Source organism: Pseudomonas sp. QE6, assembly GCF_041379005.1.
GTDB lineage: Bacteria > Pseudomonadota > Gammaproteobacteria > Pseudomonadales > Pseudomonadaceae > Pseudomonas.
Window position 1 is genome coordinate 2902609 of sequence record NZ_CP166873.1, and the last position, 19998, is coordinate 2922606.

Sequence of the window (19998 nt, forward strand, 5' to 3'; positions counted from 1 at the left end):
CGCTGGCGGGCTTTGCGCCCGACCGAACAGATTCGTCGGCGATACCGACAAGGAGATAAAGATGTCTTTCAATATCGGGCTCAGCGGTATCAAGGCCGCCTCCAGTGACCTGAATACCACCGGCAACAACATCGCCAACGCCAGCACCGTCGGCTTCAAGCAGTCGCGCTCGGAGTTCTCCGATGTGTATGCCGCCTCCGTGCTGGGTTCCGGCAGCAACCCGGTCGGCAGCGGTGTGCTGCTGTCCAACGTTTCGCAGCTGTTCAACCAGGGCACCATCGATTCCACGCAGAACGCGCTGGACATGGCCATCAACGGCAACGGCTTCTTCGTTACCAGCAACAATGGTGCGGTGAGCTATACCCGTGCCGGTTACTTCGGTACCGACAAGAACGGCTACGTGGTGGACAACAACGGCTACCGCCTGCAGGGCTATGCGGTGAATGCCCAGGGCCAGCTGCAGAACGGCGTGGTCGGCGATCTGCACATCGAAACCGGCAACCAGGCGCCGAAGGCCACCAGCCAGATCGACCAGACTTTCAACCTGAACTCCACCAACACCACGCCGACGGTCACCCCGTTCAATCCCAACGATCCGACCACCTACAACTCGTCGACCTCGGTGAACATCTACGACAGCCAGGGCAACGCCCACGTGCTGACCCAGTATTTCACCAAGACCGGCCCCAACGACTGGACCATGAACGTGCTGGTGGATGGCCGCAATCCGGCCAACCCGACCGATGACAGCACGGCCATCAGCGCCGCCACCACCGCGGCCGGTGTTGCCGGGGCGACGGCGGCGGATGTCTCCAACGCCGTGGCGGCATCCACCGCAACGCCCGCCGCCAAGGCGGCTGCCGCTGCCGCCGCTGCGGCGGCCGGCGCGACTCCGGCCAGCGTGCTGGCTGCCGTCAGCGGGATGGGCAGCAGTCCGTACCAGGTCAACCTGAACTTCAGCGCAGCGGGCCAGCTGCTGACCCAGACCCCGGTGAACAATGGCACCGGCAATGCCTTCTCGGTGAACCCCACCGACGGCACCCTGGTCATGGGCGACTGGGTTCCGGCCATCTCCGACGGCAAGACCCCGCCGACCTGGAGCGCCAACGGCGCCACCGCCAACGCTGGCGGCGTCACCCTGGACATCCGCAAGTCCACTCAGTACGCCACCGCCTTCGCGGTGAACAGCGTCAACCAGGACGGCTACACCACCGGCCAGCTCTCGGGTCTGGAAATCGACGACCAGGGCAACATCTTTGCCCGTTACACCAATGGCCAGTCCAAGGTGCAGGGGCAGGTGGTGCTGGCGAACTTCGCCAACGTCCAGGGCCTGACCCCGATCGGCAAGACCTCCTGGGTGCAGTCCTCGGAGTCCGGCGAGCCGGTGATCGGCACCCCGCGCTCGGGCACCCTCGGCGCGCTGCAGTCCGGCTCCCTGGAGGCTTCCAACGTCGACCTGTCCAGCGAGCTGGTGGACCTGATCGTCGCCCAGCGCAACTACCAGGCCAACGCCAAGACCATCCAGACCGAGGATGCGGTCACCCAGACCATCATCAACCTGCGGTAATCCTCTCTAGAAAGGCACGGCCCAGGCGGCAAATCCCCTTGCCGGTGGCGGCAGACCCTCGCCGCCACCGCCTTCGAAAGGCTCCTTCGGGAGCCATTTCTTTTTTAAAGTCCTTATATATCAGTATGTTGTGGGTGTTTCTCGGTTCTGGCACGCCCCTTGCTGAATAGCCTCCAAGACACCCGCGACCGGCAATCGCCGCGGGCCTGGAGGATTCGATGGACAAGATGCTGTACGTCTCGATGAGCGGAGCGAGCCAGAACACCCTGGCGATGCGCGCTCACGCCAACAACCTGGCGAACATCTCCACCAACGGCTTCCGCCGTGACTTCGAGCAGGCGCGCTCGATGCAGGTCTTCGGCGACAGTTTCCCGGCGCGGGTCTACGCCATGACCGAGCGTCCGGCCACCGACTTCACTCCCGGCAGCCTGCAGGAAACCGGCCGTGACCTCGACGTCGCCGCCAAGGGCGATGCATGGATCGCCGTGCAGGCGCCCGACGGTGGCGAAGCCTATGTGCGCACCGGCAGCCTGGAAATCGACGCCCTCGGCCAGCTGCGCACCGGCGACGGCTTGCCGGTGATCGGCAACGGCGGGCCGATTGCCGTGCCGCCGCAGGAAAAGATCGACATCGGCGAGGACGGCACCATCAGCATCCGTGGCCTGGGCGACAACCCCAGCGTGGTGGCCGAGGTGGACCGCATCAAGCTGGTCACCCCGGACCCGAAGAAGCTGGAGAAGGGCCTCGACGGCCTGGTGCGCATCAAGCGGGAGCCGGGGCAGCCGGCGCCGCAAGCCGATGCCAACGCCACGGTCGTGTCGGGCTTCCTCGAAGCGAGCAACGTCAACGCGGTGGAGGAGATGACCTCGATCCTCTCGCTGTCCCGCCAGTTCGAGCTCCACGTCAAGATGATGCGCACCGCCGAAGACGATTCGGCGGCCATGGCGCGGGTTTTGCAATTTAGCTAATCACCAGATCGAGGCGCCATGAATCCGGCGCCCGAGGAGAACGACGATGCTTTCGGCACTGTGGGTCAGCAAGACGGGTCTTTCGGCCCAGGACATGAACCTGACCACCATTTCCAACAACCTGGCGAACGTTTCGACCACGGGCTTCAAGCGCGACCGCGCGGAGTTCCAGGACCTGCTGTACCAGATCAAACGTCAGCCCGGCGCCAACTCCACCCAGGACAGCCAGTTGCCCTCCGGCCTGCAGCTGGGCACCGGTGTGCGCATCGTCGGCACCCAGAAGAACTTCAGCGAAGGCAGCCTGCAGACCACCGACCAGCCGCTGGACATGGCGCTCAACGGTCGCGGCTTCTTCCAGGTACTGATGCCCGACGGCACCGTCGGCTACACCCGTGACGGCAGCTTCCACCTGAACTCCGACGGCCAGATCGTCACCGCCAACGGTTATGCGCTGGAGCCGGCCGTGGTCGTGCCCAACGAGACCCAGACCTTCACCGTCGGCCAGGACGGCACCGTCTCGGTGACCACCCCGGCCAACCCGCAGCCGCAGATCATCGGCAACATCCAGACCGCCGACTTCGTCAACCCGGCCGGTCTGGAGGCCATCGGCGGCAACCTGTTCCTGGAAACCGGTTCCAGCGGCGCGCCGCAGGTCGGCACGCCGGGCCTGAACGGCCTGGGCACCGTGCAGCAGAACACCCTGGAAAACTCCAACGTCAATGTGGTCGAGGAGCTGGTGAACATGATCACCACCCAGCGCGCCTATGAGATGAACTCCAAGGTCATCTCCACCGCCGACCAGATGCTGTCGTTCGTGACCCAGAACTTGTAGTGAATGACGGAGCCCCCGGGCTCTGGTGAAACCGTAGTCGCTCTCCCCGAGAGGTAGCTGTAAATGAACCGTTCCCACCTTCTTCCGCTGCTGGCCATCGCCGCGCTGGCCGGGTGCGTCAGTCCTCCGCCGAAGCCGGATGACCCCTATTACGCCCCGGTGATGCCGCGTACCCCGATGCCCGCCGCGCAGAACAACGGTTCGATCTACCAGAGCGGTTTCGACAACAACCTTTATGGCGACCGCAAGGCCTTCCGCGTGGGTGACATCATCACCATCACCCTCAACGAGAAGACCCAGGCCAGCAAGAAGGCCAACTCGGACATCTCCAAGGACAGCAAGACCAAGCTCGGCCTGACCTCGATGTTCGGCAGCGGCCTGACTACCGACAACCCCGTTGGCGGCGGCGACCTCAGCCTGAGCGCCGAGTACGGTGGCTCCCGCGATGCCAAGGGCGACAGCCAGGCGGGGCAGAGCAACAGCCTGACCGGTTCGGTCACCGTCACCGTGGCCGAAGTCATGCCCAACGGCATCCTCGCCGTGCGCGGCGAAAAGTGGATGACCCTGAACACCGGCAACGAGCTGGTGCGCATCGCCGGTCTGATCCGCGCCGACGACATCGCCACCGACAACACCGTGTCCTCCACCCGCGTGGCCGATGCGCGCATCACCTACTCGGGCACCGGTGCGTTCGCCGATGCGAGCCAGCCGGGCTGGTTCGATCGCTTCTTCCTCAGCCCGCTGTTCCCGTTCTGAGCAGGGTGAATGTCATGGCCATTGTAGGAGCGAGCTTGCTCGCGAAAGTCTCTGCCAAAGGTGTTCGCGAGCAAGCTCGCTCCTACATCTTCCTGATGCTCTGTGCGTTGCTGATGATTCCGGCCGCCCACGCCGAGCGTCTGAAGGACATCGCCACCATCCAGGGCGTGCGCAGCAACCAGCTGATCGGCTACGGCCTGGTCGTGGGCCTCGACGGCAGCGGCGACCAGACCACCCAGACGCCCTTCACCCTGCAGACCTTCAACAACATGCTGGCGCAGTTCGGCATCAAGGTGCCGGCCAACGTCGGCAACGTGCAGCTCAAGAACGTTGCCGCGGTGTCGGTGCACGCCGACCTGCCGGCCTTCGCCAAGCCGGGCCAGACCATCGACATCACCGTCTCCTCCATCGGCAACGCCAAGAGCCTGCGCGGCGGCAGCCTGCTGATGACCCAGCTCAAGGGCATCGACGGCCAGACCTACGCCGTGGCCCAGGGCAACCTGGTTGTCGGCGGCTTCGACGCCGAGGGTCGCGACGGCTCGAAGATCACCGTCAACGTCCCGTCGGCCGGCCGCATTCCGGCCGGCGCCACCGTGGAGCGCGCAGTGCCGAGCGGCTTCGACCAGGGCAACAGCCTGACCCTGAACCTCAACCGCCCGGACTTCACCACCGCCAAGCACATCGTCGACCGCATCAACGAACTGCTCGGCCCGGGCGTCGCCCAGGCCATCGACGGCGGCTCGGTACGGGTCAGCGCGCCGCTGGACCCGAACCAGCGCGTGGACTACATGTCGGTCCTGGAAAACCTCGACGTGCAGGCCGGCGAAGCGGTGGCCAAGGTCATCATCAACTCGCGCACCGGCACCATCGTGATCGGCCAGAACGTGCGCGTGTCGCCGGCCGCCGTGACCCACGGCAGCCTCACCGTGACCATCACCGAAGACCCGATCGTCAGCCAGCCCGGCCCGTTCTCCAACGGCCAGACCGCCGTGGTGCCGCGCTCGCGGGTGAACGCCGACCAGGAAGCCAAGCCGATGTTCAAGTTCGGCCCGGGCACCACGCTGGATGAAATCGTCCGCGCCGTTAACCAGGTGGGCGCCGCGCCCAGCGACCTGATGGCGATCCTCGAAGCCCTGAAACAGGCCGGCGCGCTGCAGGCCGACCTGATCGTGATCTGAGGACGCCGCCGTGGATGCCAAACTCTTCTCCGCCGGTTCCTCCGGCACCAATTCCGGGGCCTACACCGACCTCAACCGCCTGGCACAGCTGAAGAACGGCGCCGGGCGCGACAGCGAAGGCAACATCCGCAAGGTCGCCCAGGAATTCGAATCGCTGTTCATGAACGAAATGCTCAAGTCGATGCGCTCGGCCAACGACGTGCTCGCCGAAGGCAACTTCATGAACACCGCGACCACCAAGCAATACCAGGAAATGTACGACCAGCAGCTGGCCGTCAGCCTCTCCACCAAGGGCCATGGCATCGGCCTGTCGGACGTGCTGACCCGCCAGCTGTCGCACATGAACAGCGGCAAGCGCACGGGCGCCGCGAACCCCTTCGCCAAGGTCGCCCAGACCTCCGCCTGGCCGTCCACCACCGGCGTCAACGCCAGCGGCAAGCCCTTGCCGCAACCGGCCGAAGGCCGCGACGACTCCAGGCTGCTCAACGCCCGTCGCCTGTCCCTGCCGGGCAAGCTGGCCGACCGCGTGATGGCCGGCATCGTGCCGGGCGCCGCCACTGCGGACGAGCAGGGCAAGCCGCTGGCCGGCAACGACTGGCAGACCGCCAAGTCCTACGCCAATGCCGTGGACGCCATCGACGCCGCCGCCGGCGCCCAGGACATCAGCGGCCGTCGCTACGCCCAGCCGCCGCTGGCGCCGGGCAAGTCGGCCTTCGGCTCGGCGGACGAATTCGTCGCCACCATGCTGCCCATGGCGCAGAAAGCCGCCCAGCGCATCGGCGTCGATCCGCGCTACCTGGTGGCCCAGGCCGCGCTGGAAACCGGCTGGGGCAAATCCATCATTCGCGACCAGGACGGCTCCAGCAGCCACAACCTGTTCGGTATCAAGTCCGGTTCCCGCTGGGACGGTGACTCCGCGCGGGCGGTGACCAGCGAATACGTGAACGGCAAGAAAGTGAAGGAAGTCGCGGCGTTCCGCTCCTACGACTCCTTCGAGCAGAGCTTCAACGACTACGTGAGCTTCCTGCAGAACAACGACCGCTATTCGGACGCGCTGGACTCCACCGCGCGCCCCGAACAGTTCATGAAGGAACTGCAGCGCGCCGGCTATGCCACCGATCCGAACTACGCCCGCAAGGTCGCGCAGATCGCCAAGCAGATGCAGGTGTACCAGGCAGTCGCCGCGGCGGACACCCCGCCCCTGGGATAAGGACCAAGAGTTATGAGCGATCTACTGTCCATTGGCCTGTCTGGCCTGCGTTCGAGCCAGACCTCGTTGACGGTGACCGGCCACAACATCACCAACGTCAATACCCCCGGCTATTCCCGTCAGCAGTCGGTGCAGCAGACCGGCATCCCGCAGTACAGCGGCGCCGGCTACATCGGTTCGGGCAGCCAGGTGGTCGACGTGCGCCGGCTGGCCAGTGACTTCCTGTTCTCCCAGGTGCGCACCGCCACCAGCCAGAGCAATGAACTGAGTGCCTTCCAGGGGCAGATCGAACAGCTCGACGCCCTGCTCTCGGACACCACCACCGGCATCAGCCCGGCGCTGCAGAAGTTCTTCGCCGCGCTGCAGACCGCCGCCGCCAACCCCTCCGCCACCGAGGGCCGCGAGGCGCTGCTGGCGGAAGCGCAGGGGCTGTCGAAGTCCTTCAACACCCTGTACGACCAGCTCGACAAGCAGAACAGCCTGATCAACCAGCAGCTCGGCTCGCTGGCCAACCAGGTCAATTCCCTGGCGACCAGCGTGGCGAGCTACAACGACGCCATCGCCAAGGCCAAGGCTGCCGGCGGCCAGCCCAACGACCTGATCGATGCCCGCGAGGAGACCATCCGCAAGCTCTCCGAACTGATCGGCGTGCAGGCGGTGCCCCAGGACGACAGCAGCGTCAACCTGTTCATCGGCACCGGCCAGCCGCTGGTGGTGGGCACCACCACCTCGGCACTGCAGGTGGTGCCGGGGGCCGACGACCCGACCCGCTTCCAGGTGCAACTGGTCAGCGGCAGCGCCGTGCAGACCATCACCAGCCAGGTTTCCGGCGGCCAGATGGGCGGCCTGCTGGCTTATCGCGATACCGCGCTGGATGCCTCGTACAACAAGCTCGGGCAGATCGCCGTGACCTTCGCCGATGTCGTCAACAAGCAGCTCGGCCAGGGCCTGGACCTGTCCGGCAATGCCGGCAGCAAGCTGTTCGGCGACATCAACGACCCGACCATCACCGCGCTGCGGGTCCTCGCCCTGTCCGGCAACACCGGCACCGTCAGCCCCAGCCTGAACATCACCGATACCAGCAAGCTCGGCGTCAGCGACTACCGCCTGGAATACGACGGCACCAACTTCACCGCGCGGCGCCTGTCCGACAACGCGTCGATCAACGTCACCGTGAGCGGCACCGGCCCCTACACCCTGAGCTTCGCCGACGGCAGCGGTGGCGACCAGGGCTTCCAGGTGACCATGAACAGCCTGCCGCCGGCCGGCGACGGCTTCACCCTGCAGCCCACCCGCCGTGGCGCGTCGGACATCAATACGGCGCTGACCAAGGGCGACCAGCTGGCCTTCGCCGGCACCGCCCGCAGCGAAGCCACCACCAGCAACCGGGGCACCGGAGCCATCGGCCAGCCCAAGCTCACCAGCGGCCCCTCGCCGGTAGTGACCAGCGAATTGCAGAGCCTGTTCGGCGCCGGCGGCCTGAGTCTGAGCTTCGATTCCACCACCAATACCCTGACCGGCACGCTGCCGGCGGGTGCCACCCTGAGCTACGTGTCGCCGTCGACCACTGGCCTGACCACCGGGCAGACCAACACCCTGCGCCTGGACTACACCGACCCGGGCACCGGCAACCAATACAGCTACGAATTCACCCTGAGCGGCGTGCCCCAGGCCGGCGATACCTTCACCCTGGGCATGAACACCAAGGGCATCTCCGACAACAGCAACGCCCTGGCGCTCTCCGGCCTGCAGAGCAAGCCCACGGTGGGCGGCACCGGCAGCACCGGCGCCAGCTTCAATGATTCCTACGGCGGCCTGGTGGAGCGCATCGGCACCCTGACCGCGCAGGTGCGCAACAACGCCGACGCCAGCGCCACCGTACTCAAGCAGGCCCAGGACAACCGCGACTCGCTGTCGGGCGTGAACCTTGACGAAGAGGCGGCCAATCTCATCCAGTTCCAGCAGTACTACAGCGCGTCGGCCCAGGTGATCCAGGTCGCCCGTTCCCTGTTCGACACGCTGATCGGCGCGTTCCGCTGATAGAGGAAGTTGACCATGCGCATCTCCACCATCCAGGCATACAACAACTCGGTCGGCGGCCTGCAGAAGAACTACGGCAACGTCACCCGCACCCAGGAGCAGATCAGCACCGGCAAACGCATCCTCACCCCGGCGGACGACCCGGTGGCCTCGGTGCGCCTGCTGCAGCTGAGCCAGGAGCAGTCGCTCAACGACCAGTACAAGAGCAACATTACGGCGGCGAAGAACAACCTCACCACCGAGGAGTCCATCCTCGATTCGGTGGGCAACGTGCTGCAGCGCATCCGCGAGATTGCGGTGGAAGCGGGTAACGGCGCGCGCGACGATTCCGACCGTAAGGCGCTGGCCACCGAACTGGGCCAGCGCGAGGACGAACTGTTGAACCTGCTCAACAGCAAGGATGCCAGCGGCAAGTACCTGTTCTCCGGCAGCCAGGGCGACCAGCAACCCTTCGTGCGCAACGCGGATGGTACCTACAGCTATCAGGGCGACGAGAGCCAGCGTCAGGTACAGATCGCCAGCAGCACGCTGCTGGGTATCAGCGACAGCGGCAAGGTACTGTTCGAGGATGTGCCCAACGCCAATCGGGTGACTACCGCGGGTGCTGCGAGCAATAGCGGCACCGGTCGTATTTCACTGGGCATGGTGGAGGACAAGGTCGACTACGACACGGTGTTTCCATCGAGCAATCCGCCAGCGGCTACCGATGGAGTCGGCATCCACTTCCTCGATCAGAACAACTACGTGGTCTATGACCCGGCGAAGCTGCCGGCGGGATATGACTGGACGACCTACGATCCGAATACACCGCCAGTCGGTCAGCTCTCCACCGGCGCCATTGACGATGATCCGCTGACCAAGGACTACATCCGTTATGGCGGCGTCAGCGTGATTCTCGATGGCACACCCAAGACTGGCGACGAGTTCAGCATCAAGCGTGACCCGGGCAATGAGAAGCGCAGCCTGCTCAACGTGGTTTCTGACCTGCGCAAGGCGTTGGAAAAAGGCGGTGACGACACCGAGAGCAGCAAGGCGATCCGCGATGCCACGGGTGTAGCGATCTCCAACCTGGACTCGGCCAGTGGCCAGGTGCTGAAGGGGAGGGGGCAGATCGGCGCGCGCTTGAACACCATCGACTCCACCGAGACCTTCATCGACGACGTGAAGCTGGTGAACGCCGGCGTCATCTCCGACCTGCAGGACCTGGATTACGCCGAGGCGCTGTCGCGCCTGTCGATGCAGTCCACCATCCTCCAGGCCGCGCAGCAAAGCTATGTGAAGATCAGCGGGCTCAGCCTGTTCAACTACCTCAACTGATCGCAACCAGAATGAAAAGAGCCCGCGAGCTTAAAGCCGCGGGCTTTTTTGTCGATATAGAAAATGATCGCAGCGCTCGCTGGATGTCGTCGGTAAGTGGCTGCAAGTGCTTGATCCGAAAGCTGAAAAAAAACTCTTGAATTTTCGCTAAAGCTCCTCGGATCAGCGCCGATAAACAGTTCGAATGCGAATTCTTGGTGTCCCTGAGCAAGCAGGCCGAGATATCGCACGCTCAGGAACGAACAGGACCTCTGAAGGAGACCATCATGGCCCTTACCGTCAATACCAACATTGCTTCCCTGAACACCCAGCGTAACCTCAGCGGCTCGTCGAACGCCCTGAACACCTCGCTGCAGCGTCTGTCCACCGGTAACCGCATCAACAGCGCCAAGGACGATGCCGCCGGCCTGCAGATCTCCAACCGTATGAGCAGCCAGATCAGTGGCCTGAACGTTGCCGTGCGCAACGCCAACGACGGCATCTCCCTGGCGCAGACCGCTGAAGGCGCCCTGCAGCAGTCCACCAACATCCTGCAGCGTATGCGCGACCTGTCCCTGCAGTCGGCCAACGGCACCAACGACGCCACCGACCGCAAGGCACTGCAGAAGGAAGTCAGCGCCCTGCAGGACGAACTGACCCGTATCGCCGACACCACCACCTTCGGTGGCCGTAAGGTGCTCGACGGTTCCTTCACCAACGTCGACTTCCAGGTTGGCTCCAACGCCCGTGAAACCATCAGCGTTTCCGTAGGCGCTGCCAGCTCTACCGATCTGGGGACCTATGCAGTAAAAGGCCAGGCCGGTGCAGGTACTACCAAGTTCGGTACCATCGCCGCTGGTGCAACTCTTCCAACTACCAACGGCATGACCGCCAACACCCTGACCATCACTGGTCCTGATGGTCAGGCAACCACCGCCAGCGTCGGCGGTGCGACTGGCAGCAGCGCGGCAGCAGTTGCTGCGGCTGTTAACGCCAAAGAGTCTGATACTGGCGTAAAGGCTGAGGCTCGTACTAAAGCGGTTGTGTCTGGTCTGACGGGTGTGGGTGATGTCAGCTTCAACCTGACCGGCAAGAATGGCGCCAGTGTTGCCATCTCCGCCAACGTCAGCGATGTCACTGATCTTTCCAGCGTTCGCGATGCCGTGAATGCCAAGTCTGCCACCACCGGCATTACTGCCAAGATCGATGATAAGGGCAGTCTGACTCTGGAAGCGAAAGACGGCAGTAACATCGGTATCGACTCCTTTGCGGTCGGTGGTGCCAGCAACGAAAGCATCGATATCCAGTCCTACGACTTCGACGATAACGCCTTGGGTACCGCCACTACTCTTACTGAAGGCGGCAACGTAGCTGCGCTGGTAACCGGTGACATCCGTATGACCTCGCTCAGTGGCTTCAGCGTTCAGGCAAGCGCTGACGGCACCATCTTTGCCAACGCTGCTACCAATTCCTCCATGGATACCGTGCAGTCGATCGATATCAGCGACGTGAACGGTGCCCAGAAGGCCATCGGCATCATCGACTCGGCCCTGGCCCAGATCGATAACACCCGTTCCAGCCTGGGTGCCGTGCAGAACCGCTTCGACAACACCATCGCCAACCTGCAGAGCATCTCCGAGAACGTCGATGCAGCTCGCAGCCGCATCAAGGACGCCGACTTCGCCGCGGAAACCGCGACCCTGTCGAAGAACCAGGTGCTGCAACAGGCCGGTACCGCGATCCTGGCCCAGGCCAACCAGCTGCCGCAGTCGGTGCTCAGCCTGCTCCGCTAAGGTTGAGGGATAGTCGATCCGACTACGGGAGGAAGGGGCAACCCTTCCTCCCTTTTGGCTTTGCGAAGGAGTGAACCATGGACGTTGGCAACGTAGCCGGAGTATCGGCGTTCCAGGGCGCCTCGCGCAGCGAAACCGCGCTTCCCTCTGCTCCCGCTGCCGCGAAGCCGGATGCGGAGGCCACTGCGGAGGATGCGCGTGATGCACGTGCCCGCCTGGATGCCGCCGTGTCGGATATCCAGAAGCATGTGCAGGGTGTGCGCCGCAACCTGAATTTCAGCATCGACGATGCGACCGGGGATGTCGTGGTCAAGGTCATCGATGGCGATTCCGGCAAGGTCGTGCGGCAAATTCCTTCCGAGGAGGTGCTGAAACTTGCCGCCCGGTTGGAAGATATGCGCAGCCTGATGTTCGAAACCCGCGCCTGACGCGGGGAAGCAATTGGCGTAATTCTTGCCTAAGCTCTTGCCAAGCGGAGTTTCGCGCAGTTTCTTGACGGAGAAGGGAAATGGCTACCAGCATCACCGGGCTCGGCTCGGGCCTGGATATCAACAGCATCGTCAGCTCGCTCGTGGCGGCGGAAAAAGCGCCCAAGCAGAATCAGATCGACAAGTTGAGCAAGGACACCACCGCCAAGATCACTGCGCTGGGCACCCTCAAGAGCGCCATCAGCGATTTCCAGACGGCCCTGGCCGATCTGAACAAGATCGACAAGTTCCAGGGGCGCACCGTCAGTTCCTCCAAGACCGACCTGCTGACCGCCACGGGGACCGCCAAGGCGGGGGTCGGCAGTTACCAGGTCGAGGTCCAGCAACTGGCTCAGGGCAGCAAGGTGGCCCTGGGGGCCATCCCGTCCAATGGCGACCAGGCGGCGACCTTCGGCAAGGGCAGCCTGACCATCAAGCTTGGCGACACCGCGTTGCCGACCATCGACGTCAACGACAGCAACAACACGCTTGCCGGTCTGCGCGATGCCATCAACAAGGCCGGTAAGGACGAGGGCGTCAGCGCCACCATCGTCACCGATGCCCATGGCTCGCGCCTGGTGCTCAGCAGCAGCAAGATGGGGGACGGCAAGGACATCTCGGTGGCCGTCAGCGGCGACGATGGCAGCGGCAGCGCCAGCCTGAACAGCCTGGCCTTCACTCCGAGCGCCGCGCCCACCGATCCCGATGCCGTTGACCCGCCAGTGCCTAGCGATCCGGCTGCCGCTCGCATGCTGAGCCGCGCCAAGAGTGCCGAGCTGACCATCGATGGGCTGAAAGTCACCAGCGACTCCAACACCGTGGAGAATGCGCTGGAGGGCGTGACCCTCAATCTCAAGGGCGTGACCGAGGCCGGCAAACCGCTGACCGTCGGCGTCAGCCTGGACACCGATGGCGTCAAGGGCAACATCAAGAAGTTCGTCGATGCCTACAACAAGCTGATGGGCACGATCAAGGAGCAGACCGTCGTCACCAAGGTCGGCGAGGACAAGGCGCCTGTCACTGGTGCCTTGGTTGGCGATGCTACGGTTCGCAGCCTGTTGAGCAGTGTGCGCAACGAACTGGTGGCCACCCAGGGGGATGGCGGGGTGCGTGTGCTCGCTGACCTGGGCATCACCACCAAGCAGGACGGCACTCTGGAGCTGGACTCCACCAAGCTCGACAAGATGGTGACCTCCAACTTCCAGGACGTGGCCAACCTCTTCGTTGGCGATAACGGACTGGCGACTCGCCTGACCAGTACGCTCAAGCCTTATACCGATACCGGCGGTGTACTCGAGCTGCGCAACAAGGCGCTGAACAATACGCTGCAGAGCGTAGACAAGCAGCAGGATGACCTGAATCGCCGAATCACCTCGCTGCAGGAGCGTCTGCTCAAGCAGTTCAACGCCATGGACTCGTTGGTGGGCAGCCTGCAATCCACTGCCAACAGCCTGACCAGCCAACTGGCCAGCCTGCCGTTCGCCAAGGGCTGATCTGGTAACTGCTGCATCGTGCCCGGCTTTGCGCCGGGCGCGACGAAAAAAATCTCAAGAAGCCTTCAAGCTCCTGCTTCACTGGCCGATACCTTGGTCAGTAGATGAATTCCCCGCAGGAGCCTGCCATGTACGCCATGAGAGCCATGAAGCAATACCAGCAAGTCAGCCTGGAAGCGCGCGTCGCCGAAGCGTCGCCGCACAGCCTGATCCAGATGCTGATGCAGGGCGGCCTGGAGCGCATGGCGCAGGCCCGTGGCGCCATCGAGCGTGGCCAGTTGGCCGAACGTGGCGAGCTGATCAGCAAGGCCATCGGTATCGTCGGCGGTCTGCGCGAGGCGCTGAACCCGGAGCTGGGTGGCGAGCTGGCATTGAACCTCGATCGACTTTACGGTTACATGACCGAGCGCCTGCTGGAGGCCAACCGCAGTGGCGATGCCGCGATCCTCGACGAGGTGTCCGGCCTGCTGCGTGAAGTGAAATCGGGCTGGGATGCGATCTCCGCCTGAAGGAAGGACGAGTCATGAATCAGGCCATGCAACAACTCAACGAAACCCGCGCCGCGCTCTCCGCCGCGATGCACAGCAAGGACTGGGACGCCATCGGCGAACTGGACCGCATGTGCCGTGAGCAGGTGGACGTGGCCATGCAGGATGCCGAGCGCGACGAACAGGCCCTGCGTGACACCATGGAGCAGCTGCTGGCGCTCTACGGTGAACTGGTCAAGGTCTGTACCGCCCAGCGCACCGCTATCGGCGAGGAACTGACCGCCGTGCGTCGTTCCAGCCAGGGCGCCAAGGTCTACCAGATGTTCGGCTGATCCGTTCGGATCTGTTTCCCCCCGGCGGCCCACCGGCCGCCGCCGTGTTTGTGCGGACCGCTCCTTGGTTCGATTGCCATGATCCGGGTCAACGCCCTTCGTCGGGCAGCATCAAAAAAAGCACGCCATAAATTTGACTCTTCCCGCGTTTTTGACTTTACTAGTGGCCAAATGCTGGCGATCACGGGGAATTGTGTCATCGCCAGGCTCGTGTCAGCAGCCGTTCGACGGCCTCAAAGCCCCGGGATGACAAGCTAAAGATGTGGCGCGAAACCAAGATTCTCCTGATCGACGATAACCAGGAACGGTGCCGTGACCTCTCGGTCATCATCGGCTTCCTTGGCGAGGACCAGATCGCCTGCGGCAGCCACGACTGGCGCCAGGCGGTCGATGCGCTGCCCAACGGCAGCCGCGACGTGCTCTGCGTGCTGCTCGGCAACGTGGAAAGCAAGGGCGGGGCGCTGGAGCTGCTCAAGCAGCTGGCGACCTGGGACGAGTTCCTGCCTGTGTTGCTGATCGGCGAGTCGGCCCCCGCAGACTGGCCCGAAGAGCTGCGCCGCCGCGTGCTGGCCAGCCTGGAAATGCCGCCCAGCTACAACAAACTGCTCGACTCCCTGCACCGCGCCCAGGTCTACCGCGAGATGTACGACCAGGCCCGCGAGCGCGGCCGCCAGCGCGAGCCCAACCTGTTCCGCAGCCTGGTGGGCACCAGCCGTGCCATCCAGCAGGTGCGGCAGATGATGCAGCAGGTCGCCGACACCGACGCTAGCGTGCTGATCCTCGGCGAGTCCGGCACCGGCAAGGAAGTGGTGGCGCGCAACCTTCACTACCATTCCAAGCGTCGCGACGCGCCCTTCGTGCCGGTCAACTGCGGCGCGATCCCGGCGGAGCTGCTGGAAAGCGAACTGTTCGGCCATGAGAAGGGCGCCTTCACTGGCGCCATCACCAGCCGCGCCGGCCGCTTCGAACTGGCCAACGGCGGCACCCTGTTCCTCGACGAGATCGGCGACATGCCGCTGCCGATGCAGGTCAAGCTGCTGCGCGTGTTGCAGGAGCGCACCTTCGAGCGAGTGGGCAGCAACAAGACGCAGAACGTGGACGTGCGCATCATCGCTGCGACCCACAAGAACCTCGAGAAGATGATCGAGGACGGCAGCTTCCGCGAGGACCTGTACTACCGCCTCAACGTCTTCCCCATCGAGATGGCCCCGCTGCGCGAGCGCGTGGAGGACATCCCGCTGCTGATGAACGAGCTGATCTCGCGCATGGAGCACGAGAAGCGCGGTTCGATCCGCTTCAACTCCGCCGCCATCATGTCGCTCTGCCGCCACGACTGGCCGGGCAACGTGCGCGAGCTGGCGAACCTCGTCGAGCGCCTGGCGATCATGCACCCCTACGGCGTAATTGGCGTGGGCGAGCTGCCGAAGAAATTCCGTCACGTCGACGACGAGGACGAGCAACTGGCGAGCAGCCTGCGCGAGGAGCTGGAGGAGCGCGCGGCGATCACCGCCGGCCTGCCGGGCCTCGACTCGCCCGCCATGCTGCCGGCCGAGGGTATCGACCTGAAGGATTACCTCGCGAACCTGGAGCAGGGCCTGATCCAGCAGGCGCTGGACGATGCCGCCGGCGTCGTCGCCCGGGCCGCCGAACGCCTGCGCATCCGCCGCACCACCCTGGTGGAGAAAATGCGCAAGTACGGCATGAGCCGTCGCGAGGAGGAGATGGCGGAGGATTGACGCCTCCGTCACGCTCGTTTCTCTAACTGGTTGAAAATAAACGAGTAATTTTTAGGCACGCGGTTTGCTAAGACTCATCCGACCGACAGTTCTACGACGTCGGACGGATGAGAGAACCGCATGATGCCAGTCGCCCAACGCCAGTCCGAAACCACCACCCTCGCGCCCGTCGAAGCCCTTGTGCCCGTCGAAGAAAGTCGGCCGGTGGAGGAGAGCAGCCGCGCGAATCTGGAACAGGCTTTCGCCCTGTTCAACCAGATGTCCAACCAGCTCAGTGAGTCCTACAGCCTGCTGGAGGCGCGCGTCACCGAGCTCAAGGGCCAGCTGGCTCTGGTCAGCGCCCAGCGCATGCAAGAGTTGGCCGAGAAGGAGCGCCTGGCCAATCGCCTGCAGAGCCTGCTCGACGTGCTGCCCGGCGGCGTCATCGTGCTCGATGCCCAGGGGGTGGTGCGCGACGCCAACCCGGTGGCCTGCGCGCTGCTCGGCAAGCCGCTGGTGGGTATGCTCTGGCGCGAAGTGATCGCCCGCAGCTTCGCTCCCCGCGCCGACGACGGCCATGAAGTTTCCCTGCGCGATGGCCGCCGCGTGTCCATCGCCATCCGCTCGCTGAACGGCGAGCCCGGCCAGCTCATCCTGCTCAACGACCTGACGGAAACCCGTCGCCTGCAGGACCAGTTGGCGCGCCACGAGCGCCTGTCCGCGCTGGGCCGCATGGTTGCGTCGCTGGCTCACCAGATCCGCACGCCGCTGTCCGCCGCCATGCTCTATGCCAGCCACCTGAGCGAGCAGGAGTTGCCGCTGGAGCAGCAACAGCGCTTTGCCGGGCGGATCAAGGAGCGTCTGCACGAACTGGAGAACCAGGTCCGCGACATGCTGGTGTTCGCCCGGGGCGAACTGCCGCTGCCGGATCGCCTGGCGCCGACACAGCTGTTCACCAGCCTGCGGGCCGCTGCCGAGTCCCACGTTGCCGGCCTGAACGTCCGTTGGCAGTGCGACGCCCGCGTGGGCGAGCTGCTGTGCAACCGCGACACCCTGGTCGGCACGCTGCTCAACCTGGTGGAAAACGCCATCCAGGCCGCCGGCCGCGACGTGCGCCTGAAGGTGCACCTGTATGCGCGCGGCGACAGCCTGCGCCTGTCCATCAGCGACAACGGCCCGGGCATGAGCGCCGAAACCCTGGCGCGCCTGGGCGAACCCTTCTTCACCACCAAGACCACCGGCACCGGCCTCGGGCTGGCCGTGGTCAAGGCCGTCGCCAAGGCCCATCAGGGCGAGCTGCGCCTGCGCTCGCGCCCCGGTCGTGGCACCTGCGCCATCCTGATCCTGCCGCTGATCGTGGCTCAATCCATCGCTCACAAGGAATGAACACCATGGCCGCCAAAGTCCTGCTGGTCGAAGACGACCGCGCCCTGCGTGAAGCCCTGTCCGACACCCTGATGCTCGGCGGGCACGACTTCGTCGCCGTCGACTGCGCCGAGGCCGCGCTGCCGGCCCTGGAGAAACACGCCTTCAGCCTGGTGATCAGCGATGTGAACATGCCGGGCATGGACGGGCACCAGTTGCTCGGCCTGATCCGCGCACGCCATCCGCAACTGCCGGTGCTGCTGATGACTGCTTACGGCGCGGTGGATCGCGCGGTGGAAGCCATGCGCCAGGGGGCGGCGGATTACCTGGTCAAGCCTTTCGAGCCGAAGGCCCTGCTGGAACTGGTGGCGCGCCATGCGCTGGGCACGGTCGCCCCTGTTGAAGGCGACGGTCCGGTGGCGCTGGAACCGGCCAGCCGGCAGCTGCTGGAGCTGGCCGCCCGTGTCGCCCGCAGCGATTCCACCGTGCTGATCTCCGGCGAGTCCGGCACCGGCAAGGAAGTGCTGGCGCAGTACATCCACCAGCAGTCGCCGCGCGCCGGCAAACCCTTCGTCGCGATCAACTGCGCGGCGATCCCGGACAACATGCTCGAGGCCACCCTGTTCGGCCACGAGAAGGGCGCCTTTACCGGCGCCATCGCTGCCCAGCCGGGCAAGTTCGAACTGGCCGACGGTGGCACCATCCTGCTCGACGAAATCTCCGAAATGCCGCTGGGTCTGCAAGCCAAGCTGCTGCGCGTGCTGCAGGAGCGCGAGGTGGAGCGCGTCGGCGCGCGCAAGCCGATCAGCCTGGATATCCGCGTGCTCGCCACCACCAACCGCGACCTGCTGGGCGAAGTGGCGGCGGGACGTTTCCGCGAGGACCTGTACTACCGCCTCTCGGTCTTCCCCCTGGCCTGGCGCCCGCTGCGCGAGCGTCCGGCGGACATTCTGCCGTTGGCCGAGCGTCTGCTGGCCAAGTACAGCCGCAAGATGAACCTTGCGCCGGTCAGTCTCGGAGCCGACGCCCGCGCCGCGCTGCTGGCGCACTCGTGGCCGGGCAACGTGCGCGAGCTGGACAACGCCATCCAGCGCTCGTTGATCCTGCAGCAGGGCGGCCAGGTGCAGGCCGCCGACCTGTGCCTGACCGCGCCCATCGGCCATGCGCCGCGCCCGGCGCTGGCCGCCGTGCCGGCGCCATCGGCGCCGCAGGTTCCGGCGAGCGTCGAAATTCCGTCACCCTCCGTGCTGGAGGCGGGCGCCCTGGGGGAGGACCTCAAGCGCCGTGAGTTCCAGATGATCATCGATACCCTGCGCAGTGAGCGCGGCCGCCGCAAGGAGGCTGCCGAGCGCCTGGGCATCAGCCCGCGGACCCTGCGTTACAAACTGGCGCAGATGCGTGATGCGGGGATGGATGTGGAGGCGTATCTGTACGCCAGTTGATGGTTTGACCAGTTCCCCTCTTGGCCCGCCGTTGTGCGGGCTTTTTCTTGGTGGGGTGGTGGGCCTTGGTCCCTGTAGGAGCGGACTTTGTCCGCGATGTTTTTGTTCTCGTATGGGGGGTTCTGCGCCGCATCGGCGTGTGCTGGGAGATTTTATTTCGCCCCCTCGGGCGAGTCACTTTCTCAAACGCCAGAAAGTAACCAAAGGGCTCGTCCCGACATCCGGCCCCGGCTTCGCCGGGGTCCCCTCGCTCCGGTATCGCTCCGAGGGTCGGCGTACAAGGGCCCCTGAAACTTCGATGGAAGGAGGGAACCCCGCGAAGTCGGGGCCGGATGATGGGGCAAGCCTTCTTGGTTACTTCTTCGGCGTTTGGAAGAAGTGACTCGCCCGAGGGGGCGAAATAAAATCTCCCAGCACACGCCGATGCGGCGCAGAAACGCCGAGCAAGACGGTGGGTAAAGCTCGATGCGTATGCGCCCTTGCTCCAGGTAGGCGAGATACGCAGGTATTTCCCTGTTGGAGCGAACTCATCCGCGATGGATTTCGCGGACAAGGTCCGCTCCTACGGGGGCCGCGCCTTACGGCTCCGAACACCCAATCCAGAGCCTTCCCATCAAAAAGTCCCCACCCCCAAAACCTGGCACCCAAGTTGCAATCTTCTGTGCAAAGCGCCGCGTAGCGTCAAAAAACCGCGGCCAGTCGGAGGGGTAGGTAATGAGTCAGGGTGTCGAATTCAATCGTCTGCTGCTGGAGATGCGCTCCATGCAGATGGAGGCCATGGCCAAGTCGAAGGCGCAGGCTGCGCAACCGACCGAGCCGGGTGCGCCGAGCTTCTCGCAGATGCTCACCCAGGCCGTCGACAAGGTGAACGGCACCCAGCAGGTCGCCACCGACATGGCCACCGCCTTCGAAGTCGGCCAGAGCGGCGTCGATCTCACCGACGTGATGATCGCCTCGCAGAAAGCCAGTGTGTCCTTCCAGGCCATGACCCAGGTACGCAACAAGCTCGTCCAGGCGTACCAGGACATCATGCAGATGCCGGTCTGAGGTAGCAGG

Annotated in this window: 17 protein-coding genes; all 17 read left to right on the forward strand. The window is 64.6% G+C overall.

The window, feature by feature from the left end:
* Window positions 1–61 precede the first annotated feature (61 nt).
* The 17 genes from ACAW63_RS13510 to fliE all read left to right on the forward strand — a co-directional run bounded on the left by ACAW63_RS13510 (window position 62) and on the right by fliE (window position 19989).
* Window positions 62–1567, forward strand: coding sequence for a flagellar hook protein FlgE (locus ACAW63_RS13510; protein WP_371234293.1), 1506 nt, complete (start codon window positions 62–64; stop codon window positions 1565–1567).
* A gap of 218 nt (window positions 1568–1785) precedes the next feature.
* Window positions 1786–2535: a flagellar basal body rod protein FlgF gene (locus ACAW63_RS13515; protein ID WP_371234294.1), complete on the forward strand. Its 750-nt coding sequence runs from the start codon at window positions 1786–1788 to the stop codon at window positions 2533–2535.
* Between the two features lie 46 nt (window positions 2536–2581).
* Window positions 2582–3367: a flagellar basal-body rod protein FlgG gene (gene flgG, locus ACAW63_RS13520; protein ID WP_371234296.1), complete on the forward strand. Its 786-nt coding sequence runs from the start codon at window positions 2582–2584 to the stop codon at window positions 3365–3367.
* Between the two features lie 63 nt (window positions 3368–3430).
* A complete protein-coding gene (gene flgH / locus ACAW63_RS13525) occupies window positions 3431–4123 on the forward strand; it encodes a flagellar basal body L-ring protein FlgH (protein ID WP_371234298.1) in 693 nt (230 codons plus the stop codon).
* A gap of 95 nt (window positions 4124–4218) precedes the next feature.
* Window positions 4219–5301, forward strand: coding sequence for a flagellar basal body P-ring protein FlgI (locus ACAW63_RS13530; protein ID WP_275611985.1), 1083 nt, complete (start codon window positions 4219–4221; stop codon window positions 5299–5301).
* Between the two features lie 10 nt (window positions 5302–5311).
* Entirely contained in the window at window positions 5312–6511 is a 1200-nt protein-coding gene (gene flgJ, locus ACAW63_RS13535) for a flagellar assembly peptidoglycan hydrolase FlgJ (RefSeq protein ID WP_371234299.1), read from the forward strand.
* A 12-nt stretch (window positions 6512–6523) separates the two neighbouring features.
* Window positions 6524–8551, forward strand: a complete 2028-nt coding sequence (gene flgK, locus ACAW63_RS13540) for a flagellar hook-associated protein FlgK (RefSeq protein WP_371234301.1) — start codon at window positions 6524–6526, stop codon at window positions 8549–8551.
* A 15-nt stretch (window positions 8552–8566) separates the two neighbouring features.
* Window positions 8567–9868: a flagellar hook-associated protein FlgL gene (flgL, locus tag ACAW63_RS13545; protein ID WP_371234303.1), complete on the forward strand. Its 1302-nt coding sequence runs from the start codon at window positions 8567–8569 to the stop codon at window positions 9866–9868.
* Window positions 9869–10134: 266 nt separating this feature from the next.
* On the forward strand, window positions 10135–11640 hold the full coding sequence (locus tag ACAW63_RS13550; RefSeq protein WP_371234305.1) for a flagellin: 1506 nt from the start codon (window positions 10135–10137) through the stop codon (window positions 11638–11640).
* A gap of 77 nt (window positions 11641–11717) precedes the next feature.
* Window positions 11718–12068: a flagellar protein FlaG gene (locus tag ACAW63_RS13555; RefSeq protein ID WP_371234307.1), complete on the forward strand. Its 351-nt coding sequence runs from the start codon at window positions 11718–11720 to the stop codon at window positions 12066–12068.
* Between the two features lie 80 nt (window positions 12069–12148).
* Window positions 12149–13600: a flagellar filament capping protein FliD gene (gene fliD / locus ACAW63_RS13560; RefSeq protein WP_371234308.1), complete on the forward strand. Its 1452-nt coding sequence runs from the start codon at window positions 12149–12151 to the stop codon at window positions 13598–13600.
* Window positions 13601–13728: 128 nt separating this feature from the next.
* A complete protein-coding gene (gene fliS / locus ACAW63_RS13565) occupies window positions 13729–14109 on the forward strand; it encodes a flagellar export chaperone FliS (protein WP_371234309.1) in 381 nt (126 codons plus the stop codon).
* 14 nt (window positions 14110–14123) lie between these two features.
* Entirely contained in the window at window positions 14124–14420 is a 297-nt protein-coding gene (gene fliT / locus ACAW63_RS13570; protein ID WP_370601076.1) for a flagellar protein FliT, read from the forward strand.
* A 260-nt stretch (window positions 14421–14680) separates the two neighbouring features.
* Complete coding sequence (locus ACAW63_RS13575; RefSeq protein WP_370601077.1) at window positions 14681–16156, forward strand: sigma-54 dependent transcriptional regulator; 1476 nt, start codon at window positions 14681–14683, stop codon at window positions 16154–16156.
* 120 nt (window positions 16157–16276) lie between these two features.
* Entirely contained in the window at window positions 16277–17521 is a 1245-nt protein-coding gene (locus tag ACAW63_RS13580) for a PAS domain-containing sensor histidine kinase (RefSeq protein WP_371234311.1), read from the forward strand.
* 5 nt (window positions 17522–17526) lie between these two features.
* A complete protein-coding gene (gene fleR, locus ACAW63_RS13585; protein WP_371234312.1) occupies window positions 17527–18942 on the forward strand; it encodes a sigma-54-dependent response regulator transcription factor FleR in 1416 nt (471 codons plus the stop codon).
* 714 nt (window positions 18943–19656) lie between these two features.
* Window positions 19657–19989 carry a flagellar hook-basal body complex protein FliE gene (gene fliE / locus ACAW63_RS13590; protein ID WP_331317235.1) on the forward strand — a complete coding sequence of 111 codons (333 nt, stop codon included), beginning with the start codon at window positions 19657–19659 and terminating at the stop codon, window positions 19987–19989.
* Window positions 19990–19998 lie beyond the last annotated feature (9 nt).